Below are 12,582 nucleotides of genomic sequence, written 5' to 3'. Positions count from 1 at the left end.
TTCGGCGCCGCGAGCTGCCGCGCCGTAAAAAAATTAACCGTGTTTCTTCTTCGCGAAAATGACGCGCGCCAGAATGTTCAGCAACAGTACGCAAAGGGTAATGATCAGCACCCCGGCCCAGGCCAGCTGCTGCCATTCCGCGAATGGGCTCATCGCAAATTTAAAGATCGTCACCGGCAGGTTGGCGATCGGCTGCATCATGTCCGTACTCCAGAACTGATTGGAGAGAGACGTAAACAGCAGCGGCGCCGTTTCACCTGCGATACGCGCAACCGCCAGCAGGATACCGGTCATGATCCCGGAGACGGACGCCTTCAGCGTAATCGCAGAGATCATCTTCCATTTCGGCGTACCCAGCGCATAAGCCGCTTCACGCAGGCTGTCCGGCACCAGTTTCAGCATGTTCTCGGTGGTACGAATAACAATCGGCACCTGCAGCAGCGCCAGTGCAATCACACCCGCCCAGCCGGAGAAGTGTTCCATCTGCGCCACCACCACGGTGTAAACAAACAGACCCACGACGATAGACGGGGCAGACAGCAGAATGTCGTTGATGAAGCGAATCACTTCCGCCAGCCAGGATTTACGACCGTATTCTGCCAGGTAGATGCCCGCCATGATGCCCAGCGGCGTGCCGAAGACCGTCGCCCAGAGGATCAGCAGGCCGCTGCCCGCCAGGGCATTCGCCAGGCCACCACCCGCCGTGTTCGGCGGCGGCGTCATTTCGGTGAACAGCGACAGTGACATCCCGTCAATTCCGCGAACGACCGTCGAGAAGAGGATCCAGACCAGCCAGAACAGGCCGAATGCCATCGTCGCCATAGAGAGCGACAGGGCAATACGGTTTTTCATGCGGCGTCTGGCCTGCATTTTACGGCGGGATTCCGCCAGTTCAGCGGTAGCTTGCATTTCGAGAGTGGCCATTAGCGTGCTCCCTCATTTTTAGCGAGGCGCATAATCATCAGCTTGGAAATCGCCAGAACAATGAAGGTGATAACGAACAGAATCAGACCCAGCTCCATCAGCGCCGCCACGTGCAGCCCTGATTCCGCTTCCGCAAATTCATTCGCCAGCGCCGAGGTAATACTGTTACCCGGCATGTAGAGCGACACGCTGTCGAGCTGGTAGGTGTTACCGATGATAAAGGTGACCGCCATGGTTTCACCCAGCGCACGACCTAAGCCCAGCATCACGCCCCCGATCACCCCATTTTTGGTGAACGGAAGGACAATGCGCCAGATAACTTCCCAGGTGGTGCAGCCGATGCCGTAGGCCGACTCTTTCATCATCACCGGCGTTTGTTCGAAGACATCGCGCATAACCGCCGCAATGTACGGAATAATCATGATGGCGAGGATCACACCTGCCGCCAGAATGCCGATACCGAAAGCCGGGCCAGAGAACAGGGCACCCACAAACGGAATGGCGGAAAGCACGTTACCGACCGGTTCCTGGAAGTATGTGGCGAACAGCGGAGCAAAGATGAACAGGCCCCACATGCCGTAAACGATACTCGGAATGGCCGCCAGCAGTTCGATGGCAATACCCAGCGGGCGTCGCAGCCAGCCCGGCGCCAGCTCCGTCAGGAACAGGGCAATACCAAAGCTCACCGGAACCGCAATCAGCAGGGCGATGAACGAGGTCACCAGCGTGCCGTAAATCGGCACCAGGGCACCGTAGATGTCGTTCGGCGCGTCCCACTCTTTGGTCCACAGGAAGGAGAACCCGAATTTCTGGATGCTCGGCCATGAGGAGAAAATCAGAGACACGATAATGCCGCCCAGCAGCAATAGCACAATCAGCGCAGCCAGTTTTACCAGCGCGCTGAAAATCATGTCACCTTTTTTACCCGGAGGGTTAAATGCAGGCTTGGTTGCAGCCATAAATTACTCTTCTGTTTGAGACGTTTTTACGAATATGCCCGGTGGCGCTGACGCTTACCGGGCCTACAGCTTAAACCGTAGGGCGGGTAAGCGCAGCGCCACCCGCCATCTTCGTTAAATATATCCTGTTAGTACAGCGCTTTACCGCTGCTGTCTTTCACGTTGGTTTTCCATGCAGCGCGAATCTGCTCAACCACGCTGTCCGGCAGGGTGGCGTAATCCAGGGCGTTAGCCTGTTTGCCGCCGTTTTTGTACGCCCAGTCGAAGAACTTCAGCACTTCGGTGCCCTGCTCAGGTTTCTTCTGCTCTTTGTGAACCAGGATGAAGGTGGTAGAGGTGATTGGCCATGCACCTTCGCCTTTCTGGTTAGTCAGATCCTGCGCGAACGATTTGCTCCAGTCAGCGCCTTTCGCTGCGTTAGCAAAGTTCTCTTCTGTCGGGCTAACCGGTTTGCCGTCGGCGGAAATCAGCTTGGTGTAGGACAGGTTGTTCTGCTTAGCGTACGCATACTCTACGTAACCAATTGAGCCAGGCAGACGCTGTACGAACGCGGCGATACCGTCGTTACCTTTACCGCCCAGACCGGTTGGCCAGTTAACGGTAGAGCCGGAGCCAACTTTAGATTTCCACTCTTCGTTCACTTTTGCCAGGTAGCTGGTGAACACGAAAGAGGTACCGGAACCATCCGCGCGGCGAACCACGGCGATGTTCTGAGAAGGCAGCTTCAGGCCTGGGTTGAGTTTAGCGATCGCTTCGTCATCCCATTTTTTGATTTTGCCCAGGTAGATGTCGCCCAGGGTTTTGCCGTCCAGCACCAGCTCACCCGACTTCACGCCCGGCAGGTTGATGGCCAGGACTACGCCACCGATCACGGTCGGGAACTGGAACAGGCCTTCCTGAGCCAGTTTGTCATCAGACAGCGGAGCGTCTGATGCGCCGAAATCAACCGTGTTCGCGGTAATTTGTTTAACGCCACCGGAGGAGCCGATACCCTGATAGTTAACCTTGTTACCGGTTTCTTTCTGGTAGGTATCCGCCCATTTGGCATACACCGGCGCAGGGAAGGTTGCACCAGCGCCAGTCAGGCTTGCTTCTGCAAATACAGAGAACGCGCTCAGAGATAAGGTCGCGGCGACAACAGTTGCGACAGTGGTACGCATAACTTTCATAATGTCTCCTGCAAGATTTTCGTAAATCGTTGTTTAGTGGCTACGATGAGCAAAATAGGACAAACAGGTGACAGATAAATGTACGAATTATGACAGTTTTATGACAAAGGAAATTTCACTTAAAAAACAGCAAAAGAAAGCTTAATTTTCATCGTGTTAGACACTTTTATGACAAGACGTTTTCAGAAATATTTTCTTTATGTGACACTGAAAAAAGTAGCTGAAGATGACAAATTGTCATTATTAAAAATGAGAAAGGATTGATGAAAAACAAACCGGGCGGGATAAACAAAGCTCCACCCGAAGGTGGAGCCTGAAGGGATTATTCTACGGTAACCGATTTCGCCAGGTTACGCGGCTGGTCAACGTCGGTGCCTTTGATCAGCGCAACGTGATAGGCCAGCAGCTGCAGCGGAACGGTGTAGAAGATTGGTGCAATCACCTCTTCCACATGCGGCATCTCGATGATGTGCATGTTGTCATTGCTGACAAAACCGGCATCTTTGTCGGCGAAGACGTACAGGACACCACCGCGGGCGCGGACTTCTTCGATGTTAGATTTCAGTTTTTCCAGCAGTTCGTTGTTTGGTGCCACAACGATGACCGGCATATCCGCGTCAATCAGCGCCAGCGGGCCGTGCTTCAGCTCGCCAGCCGCATAGGCTTCAGCGTGAATGTAGGAGATCTCTTTCAGCTTCAGCGCGCCTTCCAGCGCAATCGGATACTGATCGCCACGACCCAGGAACAGGGCGTGATGTTTGTCAGAGAAATCTTCCGCCAGCGCTTCAATGCGTTTGTCCTGAGACAGCATCTGCTCAATACGGCTCGGCAGCGCCTGCAGGCCGTGAACGATGTCGTGCTCAACGGAAGCATCTTCGCCTTTCAGGCGCGCCAGCTTCGCCACCAGCATCAGCAGAACGGTCAGCTGAGTGGTAAACGCTTTGGTGGAGGCCACGCCGATTTCGGTACCCGCTTTGGTCATTAGCGCCAGATCGGATTCACGCACCAGCGAGGAGCCAGGGACGTTACAGATGGCCAGCGAACCCAGGTAACCCAGCTCTTTAGAGAGACGCAGCGCGGCCAGCGTGTCCGCCGTTTCGCCGGACTGGGAAAGGGTGATCATCAGGCTGTTACGACGCACAGCGGATTTGCGATAGCGGAATTCAGATGCGATTTCCACATCGCACGGCACGCCCGCCAGGGATTCAAACCAGTAGCGAGAAACCATACCGGAGTTGTAGGAGGTGCCGCAGGCCACGATCTGAATATGCTCGACCTTGCCAAGCAGTTCGTTCGCGTTTGCGCCCAGCTCGCTCAGGTCAACCTCACCGTGGCTGATGCGCCCGGTCAGGGTGTTTTTGATGGCGTTTGGCTGCTCGTAAATCTCTTTCTGCATGTAGTGACGGTAAGCGCCTTTGTCGCCCGCGTCGTACTGCAGATTCGATTCGATCTCCTGACGTTTCACCTGCTCGCCTTTGGTATCGAATACGGTCACGCTGCGGCGAGTTACTTCCGCGATATCACCCTCTTCGAGGAAGATAAAGCGACGGGTAACCGGCAGGAGCGCCAGCTGGTCAGAAGCGATGAAGTTTTCGCCCATGCCCAGACCGATAACCATCGGGCTACCGGAACGCGCTGCCAGCAGCGTGGACGGGTCGCGGGAGTCCATGATCACCGTACCGTACGCACCGCGCAGCTGAGGGATAGCACGCAGCACCGCATCACGCAGTGTACCGCCCTGCTCCAGCTCCCAGTGCACCAGGTGAGCAATCACTTCGGTGTCAGTTTCAGAGACGAAGGTGTAGCCGCGCGCTTTCAGTTCTTCGCGCAGCGGTTCGTGGTTTTCGATAATGCCGTTGTGCACGACCACGATGTGTTCAGACACATGCGGGTGCGCGTTACCTTCAGACGGTTCGCCGTGCGTCGCCCAGCGGGTGTGCGCAATACCGGTACCACCGTGCAGCGGATGTTCTTCCGCGGCCTGGGCCAGCATCTGCACTTTACCGAGACGACGCAGACGGGTCATATGACCTTCTGCATCGACGACAGCCAGACCGGCTGAGTCGTAACCACGGTATTCCAGACGACGTAAACCTTCGAGAAGGATTTCAGCAATATCACGCTGCGCAACTGCGCCAACAATTCCACACATAATTTTAGATTCCGAATTTAGGCATTATGCCTGCGTTGTCGCTGACCTGTATTTGCCCTTTCCGGGCGCCCCGAGCCTTGTAGAGAGTGGGGTTATTTTTATGGGTACTGCTTGTGGGGGGAGATATATATTTATCTCCTCTCCCGGGTTTGCCTGATATTGGCTACGCCTTATCAGGCCTACTCAATCGTAGGGCGGGTAAGCGTAGCGCCACCCGCCTTGTTGTTACTTTTTCTTCACCGGGCGTTTCCAGCCCTGCTTGCTGACCTGCGGAACGCGGCTTAACACCAACTCGTTCTCGGCCACATCGCGCGTAACAGTTGTTCCGGCGGCAATGGTCACCCCGTTACCCACGGTAACAGGCGCCACCAGCTGCGTATCGGAGCCAACGAACACGTCATCACCGATGATGGTTTTAAACTTATTCGCGCCGTCATAGTTACAGGTAATCGTCCCTGCACCAATATTCACGTTATTGCCAATTTCCGCGTCGCCCAGGTAGGTCAGATGACCGGCTTTCGAGCCTTTACCCAGACGCGCTTTTTTCATTTCCACGAAGTTACCCACGTGAGCGCCTTCCAGCAGCTCAGCGCCCGGGCGCAGACGCGCAAACGGACCGATGGTACAGGCGGCATCCAGACGGGCATCTTCCACCACGCTGTACGGGCTGATTTCACAGTCGTCGCCGATGACGCTGTTTTTAATCACGCAGCCGGCGCCAATTTTGACGCGATTGCCCAGCGTGACGTGACCTTCGAGGATAACGTTAGTATCAATCTCAACGTCACGCCCGTGAGATAACGAACCACGCAGATCGAAACGCGCCGGATCGCGCAGCATCACGCCCGCCAGCAGCAGTTTTTCGGCCTGCTCGGACTGATAAATACGCTCAAGACGGGAAAGCTGCAGGCGGTTGTTCACGCCGTCCGTTTCGCTGATGCGCGCCGGATGAACGGCGGCAATTTCACGCCCTTCGTGGTACGCCATCGCAATGATATCGGTGATGTAGTATTCACCCTGCGCGTTGTTGTTGTTGAGTTTGGACAGCCAGCGCTTCATATCCGCGCCATTGGCAATCAGGATACCGGTGTTGATCTCCTGAATCTGGCGCTGTTCGTCGCTGGCATCTTTATGCTCAACAATACCCGTGACGTTGCCGTTTTCACGGGTGATGCGGCCATAACCGCTTGGATCGTCCAGCACGACGGTCAACAAACCGATGCCACCCTGCGGTTTGGCTTCACGCAGGCGAGTCAGTGTTTCAACGGAGATCAGCGGGACATCGCCGTAGAGCATCAAAATGTCTTCGTCATCTGCAAAGAAGGGCGCTGCCTGCTGCATCGCATGGCCTGTACCCAACTGTTCTGCCTGAAGCACCCAGTTGAGCTTGTCATCCCTCAGCGCCTTTTTAAGCAGATCGCCGCCGTGGCCGTAAACCAGGTGGACCTGACTGGCACCCAGTTCATTCGCTGCATCAATGACATGCTGCACCATTGGCTTTCCTGCAAGCGTGTGGAGCACCTTAGGCAGATCGGAATACATGCGGGTCCCTTTGCCAGCGGCAAGGATCACCACGCTCATCGCACTGTTTGACATACGCATCCTGACGGTAGTTTGAGTGTGAAGTAAAAACGTTTGATGCTTAAAATTCTACATCTTTTTCATCATGAATTAAGGCCGAAAAAAAAAGCCAGCCTGGGATCCAGACTGGCTTTTGTGCTTTTCAAGCCGGTGTTACATCGCTTTTTTGGTCAACTCGATAACGCGCAGTTTCGCGATCGCTTTGGCCAGCTCCGCAGACGCCTGAGCGTAATCCACGTCACCATGAGAGCTGCTAATGTGCTCTTCAGCCTTACGCTTCGATTCCAGGGCTCGCGCTTCGTCGAGATCCTGGCCACGGATAGCGGTATCGGCCAGAACGGTCACACTGCCAGGCTGCACTTCAAGAATGCCGCCGGACAGATAGATAAACTCTTCGTGACCGAACTGTTTAACGATGCGGATCATACCAGGCTTAATGGCGGTGAGCAGCGGTGCGTGACCCGGGAAAATACCCAGTTCACCTTCACTACCCGTTACCTGGATTTTCTCGACCAGACCAGAGAACATTTGTTGCTCTGCGCTGACGACGTCCAGGTGGTAAGTCATTGCCATATCACCCTCCGATTAAGGCGTTAAAGTTTTTTGGCTTTTTCCACGGCTTCGTCGATGGAACCAACCATGTAGAACGCCTGCTCCGGCAGGTGATCGTATTCGCCTTCCATGATGCCTTTAAAGCCACGGATGGTGTCTTTCAGGGAAACGTATTTACCCGGAGAACCGGTGAATACTTCCGCAACGAAGAATGGCTGGGACAGGAAGCGCTGGATCTTACGCGCACGTGCTACCACCAGTTTGTCTTCTTCAGACAGTTCATCCATACCCAGGATGGCGATGATGTCTTTCAGTTCCTGGTAACGCTGCAGCAGGGACTGTACGCCACGCGCGGTGTCGTAGTGTTCCTGACCCACAACCAGTGGATCCAGCTGACGGCTGGTGGAGTCCAGCGGGTCAACGGCTGGGTAGATACCCAGAGACGCGATCTGACGGCTCAGTACCACGGTTGCATCTAAGTGCGCAAAGGTGGTTGCTGGAGATGGGTCAGTCAAGTCATCCGCAGGTACGTATACCGCCTGAACGGAGGTGATAGAACCGGTTTTGGTAGAGGTGATACGTTCCTGAAGAACACCCATCTCTTCCGCCAGCGTAGGCTGATAACCTACCGCTGAAGGCATACGACCCAGCAGTGCAGATACTTCCGTACCGGCCAGGGTGTAACGATAGATGTTATCAACGAACAGCAGAACGTCACGGCCTTCGTCACGGAACTTCTCAGCCATAGTCAGACCGGTCAGCGCAACGCGCAGACGGTTTCCTGGTGGCTCGTTCATCTGGCCGTAAACCAGGGAAACTTTGTCCAGAACGTTGGAGTCGGTCATTTCGTGGTAGAAGTCGTTACCCTCACGAGTACGTTCACCTACGCCCGCAAACACAGAGTAACCGGAGTGCTCGATCGCGATGTTACGGATCAGCTCCATCATGTTTACAGTTTTACCAACACCCGCACCACCGAACAGACCGACTTTACCGCCCTTCGCGAACGGACACATCAGGTCGATAACTTTGATACCGGTTTCCAGCAGTTCCTGAGAGCTGGACAGCTCTTCGTAGGAAGGTGCCGCACGGTGGATAGCCCAACGCTCTTCTTCACCGATGTCGCCTTTCATGTCGATTGGTTGACCCAATACGTTCATGATACGACCCAGTGTTGCTTTACCTACCGGGACTTCGATCGGGTGCTCAAGGTCTTTGACTTCCAGACCACGACGCAGACCGTCGGAAGAACCCATCGCGATGGTACGCACGATACCGCCGCCGAGCTGCTGCTGAACTTCCAGCACCAGGCTCTCGTTACCATTCTGTACCTCAAGCGCGTCGTACACGCGTGGTACGGCGTCCTGAGGGAACTCGACGTCCACCACGGCGCCGATTACCTGGACAATCTTTCCAGTAGCCATCTTGAATCCTCTACGTAATTCGTAAACCTGGTTAAACCGCGGCGGCCCCCGAGACGATCTCGGTGAGTTCCTGAGTAATGCTGGCCTGACGAGCTTTGTTGTAAACCAACTGCAGCTCTTTAATCAGGCTGCCGCCATTATCGGTCGCGGCTTTCATCGCCACCATTCGTGCGGCCTGCTCGCTGGCCAGGTTTTCTACAACGCCCTGATAAACCTGAGATTCAACGTAACGACGCAGCAGGGTATCCAGCAGCGGTTTCGGATCGGGTTCATACAGGTAATCCCAGGCTTTTTGCTTCAGCTCGTCATCTTCTGATGCCGGTAACGGCAGCATCTGAGTGAGCGTTGGAACCTGAGACATGGTGTTAATGAATTTGTTGCTGACAACGTACAGTCTGTCCAGACGGCCTTCATCATAGGCCTGCAACATCACTTTAACCGGGCCGATCAGTTCGGACAGGGACGGGTTATCACCCATACCGGTCACCTGAGCGACAATGTTGCCACCAACGGAGTTAAAGAAAGAGACGCCTTTAGAGCCGATCATTGCGATATCGCACTGAACGCCTTTTTCAGACCATGCTTTCATATCCGCCAGCAGTTTTTTGAACAGGTTAATGTTCAAGCCGCCACACAGACCACGGTCGGTCGACACCACCAGGTAGCCCACGCGCTTAACGTCGCGTTCTTCCAGGTAAGGGTGCTTATATTCCAGATTACCGTTTGCAAGGTGACCAATCACTTTGCGCATGGTTTCTGCATAAGGACGGCTGGCCGCCATGCGATCCTGCGATTTACGCATTTTGGAAGCGGCGACCATCTCCATCGCTTTAGTGATCTTTTGCGTGTTCTGGACGCTTGCGATCTTACTACGTATCTCTTTTGCGCCGGCCATGAGCTTCTCCTCAATGCCAGGCGGCTTGTCCTGAGACAAGCCGCCGGACGATTACCAGGATTGGGTTGCTTTGAAGGAATCGAGGATAGCTTTCAGCTTGCCTTCGATTTCGTCGTTATAGCCACCGGTCTGGTTGATCTCTTGCATCAGCGGAGCGTGATCACGGTCGACGTAAGCCAGCAGAGCGGCTTCGAAGCTACCGATTTTCGCCAGTTCCACATCTTCGAGGTAACCGCGTTCAGCCGCGAACAGTACCAGGCCCTGCTGAGCAACAGACATTGGTGCGTACTGTTTCTGCTTCAGCAGCTCGGTCACTTTCTGACCGTGGCTCAGCTGTTTACGGGTTGCTTCGTCCAGATCGGATGCGAACTGAGAGAACGCAGCCAGTTCACGATACTGTGCCAGCGCGGTACGGATACCACCGGACAGTTTCTTGATGATCTTGGTCTGAGCAGCACCACCAACACGGGATACGGAGATACCCGGGTTAACCGCCGGACGAATACCGGAGTTAAACAGGTTGGTTTCCAGGAAGATCTGACCATCGGTAATGGAGATTACGTTGGTCGGAACGAACGCAGAAACGTCACCCGCCTGGGTTTCAATGATCGGCAGAGCGGTCAGAGAGCCCGTTTTACCCTTCACTTCACCTTTGGTGAAGTTCTCGACGTATTCCGCGTTAACGCGGGAAGCACGCTCCAGCAGACGAGAGTGGAGGTAGAATACGTCGCCAGGGAACGCTTCACGTCCAGGTGGACGACGGAGCAGCAGGGAAACCTGACGATAAGCAACAGCCTGTTTAGACAGGTCATCGTATACGATCAGCGCATCTTCACCGCGGTCACGGAAGTATTCGCCCATTGCGCAACCGGCGTATGGCGCCAGGTATTGCAGTGCAGCGGATTCAGACGCAGTTGCTACCACAACGATGGTGTTAGACAGTGCGCCGTGCTCTTCCAGTTTACGGACCACGTTGGAAATGGTGGACGCTTTCTGGCCGATGGCCACGTACACACATTTGATACCGGAGTCACGCTGGTTGATGATGGCGTCGATTGCCATCGCGGTTTTACCGGTCTGACGGTCACCGATGATCAGTTCACGCTGACCACGACCGATTGGGATCATGGCATCAACGGACTTATAACCTGTCTGAACAGGCTGATCTACGGACTGACGGTCGATAACGCCTGGTGCGATAACTTCGATTGGGGAGAAGCCATCGTGCTCAACCGGACCTTTACCGTCGATTGGCGCACCCAGGGTGTTAACAACGCGACCCAGCAGGCCACGGCCAACCGGCACTTCCAGAATACGGCCAGTACACTTAACCTTCATGCCTTCGGCGAGGTCAGCGTATGGACCCATCACAACTGCACCTACGGAGTCGCGCTCCAGGTTCAGTGCGATAGCGTAACGGTTACCCGGCAGGGAAATCATCTCACCCTGCATACAATCGGCCAGGCCGTGGATGCGGATAACACCGTCACTTACAGAAACAATAGTACCTTCGTTGTGAGCTTCACTCACAACACTGAACTGAGCAATGCGCTGCTTGATCAGTTCGCTGATTTCGGTGGAATTCAGTTGCATGCTCCAGTCCCCTTAAGACTGCAAGACGTCTGCAAGGCGTTCAAGACGGCCGCGTACGCTGCCATCAATGACCATATCACCCGAACGGATGATTACGCCTGCCATTACAGACTTATCGATTTTGCAATTCAGCTTAACTTTGCGTGACAGACGTTTTTCCATCGCGGCGGTGATTTTCGCAAGCTGTTCGTTACTCAGTTCAGTCGCAGAAGTCACTTCAACTTCAGCGGTTGCTTCACTAAGGGCACGTAAGTGCTCAAACTGCTCGAGAACATCCGGGAGCACACGGAGACGACCATTTTCTGCCATGACCTTAATCAGGTTCTGGCCGTTGGCATCCAGTTGCTCTCCGCACACGGCGATAAACGACGCAGCGAGAGTTTCAGGTGCTAACGCACCGGAAAGCAACTCAGCCATTTGTTCGTTTTTCGTCACCTCAGCGGCAAACGCCAGCATATCCTGCCAGCGATCGACATTTTGGTGTTCGACAGCAAAGTCAAAAGCTGCTTTGGCGTAGGGGCGAGCTACCGTAACAAATTCAGACATCAGCCCCTCCCTCCTTACAGTTCAGCGACAAGTTTGTCCACGATGTCGCTGTTAGCAGCTTCATCCACGGAACGTTCGATGATCTTCTCGGCGCCAGCAACAGCCAGAATCGCAACCTGCTTACGCAGTTCTTCACGAGCACGTTTACGCTCAGCATCAATTTCTGCCTGAGCCTGTGTCACGATCTTAGTACGTTCCTGTTCTGCTTCAGCTTTGGCTTCGTCCAGGATCTGCGAACGGCGTTTGTTAGCCTGTTCGATGATGACCTGAGCTTCCGCTTTCGCTTTTTTCAGCTGGTCTGTCGCGTTGGCCTGTGCAAGGTCCAAATCTTTCTTAGCGCGTTCTGCAGAAGCCAGACCGTCAGCAATTTCTTTCTGACGTTTTTCGATGGCAGCCATTAAAGGCGGCCATACATACTTCATGCAGAACCAGACAAAGAGAATAAACGCGATGGCCTGGCCGAGGATTGTTGCGTTCATGTTCACAGCACAATACCTCTTTAATTTCTGTGGCTTAGGGTTTTAAAACTACTACTACGCGACAGCAAACATCACGTACAGACCCAGACCTACAGCGATCATTGGGATAGCATCCACCAGACCCATAACGATAAAGAACTGAGTACGCAGCAGAGGAATCAGATCAGGTTGACGCGCTGCGCCTTCCAGGAATTTGCCCCCGAGGATGCCGATACCGATCGCAGCACCGATAGCCGCCAGACCCATCATCACAGCGGCAGCCATGTACAGCAGATCCATATTCAGGTTTTCCATGACAGTCTCCAGTT

Annotated in this window: 12 protein-coding genes; all 12 read right to left on the bottom strand. The window is 54.4% G+C overall.

Translation table 11 applies throughout. The features are described from left to right. Positions 1-33: 33 nt before the first annotated feature. Positions 34-924 (bottom strand): phosphate ABC transporter permease PstA, encoded by an 891-nt coding sequence (pstA, locus tag GVO84_RS22725; protein ID WP_023309794.1) that lies wholly within the window; start codon positions 922-924, stop codon positions 34-36. Beyond that, the gene (gene pstC, locus GVO84_RS22720) at positions 924-1,883 is read right to left on the bottom strand and encodes a phosphate ABC transporter permease PstC (protein WP_023333924.1); all 960 of its coding nucleotides are present in this window, start codon (positions 1,881-1,883) and stop codon (positions 924-926) included. Before pstC ends, pstA begins: the two co-directional genes overlap by 1 nt. Before the next feature lie 128 nt (positions 1,884-2,011). After that, positions 2,012-3,052, bottom strand: coding sequence for a phosphate ABC transporter substrate-binding protein PstS (gene pstS, locus GVO84_RS22715; protein ID WP_159515171.1), 1,041 nt, complete (start codon positions 3,050-3,052; stop codon positions 2,012-2,014). Between the two features lie 322 nt (positions 3,053-3,374). After that, positions 3,375-5,204 (bottom strand): glutamine--fructose-6-phosphate transaminase (isomerizing), encoded by a 1,830-nt coding sequence (gene glmS / locus GVO84_RS22710; RefSeq protein WP_023309792.1) that lies wholly within the window; start codon positions 5,202-5,204, stop codon positions 3,375-3,377. Between the two features lie 225 nt (positions 5,205-5,429). Next, positions 5,430-6,800, bottom strand: coding sequence for a bifunctional UDP-N-acetylglucosamine diphosphorylase/glucosamine-1-phosphate N-acetyltransferase GlmU (glmU, locus tag GVO84_RS22705; RefSeq protein ID WP_159515170.1), 1,371 nt, complete (start codon positions 6,798-6,800; stop codon positions 5,430-5,432). A gap of 138 nt (positions 6,801-6,938) precedes the next feature. Next, complete coding sequence (locus GVO84_RS22700) at positions 6,939-7,358, bottom strand: F0F1 ATP synthase subunit epsilon (protein ID WP_006177560.1); 420 nt, start codon at positions 7,356-7,358, stop codon at positions 6,939-6,941. 20 nt (positions 7,359-7,378) lie between these two features. Next, positions 7,379-8,761, bottom strand: coding sequence for a F0F1 ATP synthase subunit beta (gene atpD, locus GVO84_RS22695; protein ID WP_006177559.1), 1,383 nt, complete (start codon positions 8,759-8,761; stop codon positions 7,379-7,381). A 31-nt stretch (positions 8,762-8,792) separates the two neighbouring features. Continuing rightward, positions 8,793-9,656: a F0F1 ATP synthase subunit gamma gene (atpG, locus tag GVO84_RS22690; RefSeq protein ID WP_008500191.1), complete on the bottom strand. Its 864-nt coding sequence runs from the start codon at positions 9,654-9,656 to the stop codon at positions 8,793-8,795. A gap of 51 nt (positions 9,657-9,707) precedes the next feature. Next, positions 9,708-11,249 (bottom strand): F0F1 ATP synthase subunit alpha, encoded by a 1,542-nt coding sequence (gene atpA, locus GVO84_RS22685; protein ID WP_006808751.1) that lies wholly within the window; start codon positions 11,247-11,249, stop codon positions 9,708-9,710. A 12-nt stretch (positions 11,250-11,261) separates the two neighbouring features. Next, positions 11,262-11,795: a F0F1 ATP synthase subunit delta gene (gene atpH / locus GVO84_RS22680; protein ID WP_023309790.1), complete on the bottom strand. Its 534-nt coding sequence runs from the start codon at positions 11,793-11,795 to the stop codon at positions 11,262-11,264. A gap of 14 nt (positions 11,796-11,809) precedes the next feature. Further along, complete coding sequence (gene atpF / locus GVO84_RS22675) at positions 11,810-12,280, bottom strand: F0F1 ATP synthase subunit B (RefSeq protein WP_014072436.1); 471 nt, start codon at positions 12,278-12,280, stop codon at positions 11,810-11,812. Between the two features lie 48 nt (positions 12,281-12,328). Then, positions 12,329-12,568, bottom strand: coding sequence for a F0F1 ATP synthase subunit C (gene atpE, locus GVO84_RS22670; protein WP_000429386.1), 240 nt, complete (start codon positions 12,566-12,568; stop codon positions 12,329-12,331). Positions 12,569-12,582: the final 14 nt, after the last annotated feature.

The organism is Enterobacter sp. SM3 (assembly GCF_009811935.2).
GTDB lineage: Bacteria > Pseudomonadota > Gammaproteobacteria > Enterobacterales > Enterobacteriaceae > Enterobacter > Enterobacter asburiae_D.
The sequence above is the reverse complement of the archived record's forward strand: the minus strand, read 5'-3'. Positions and strand labels throughout refer to the sequence as shown.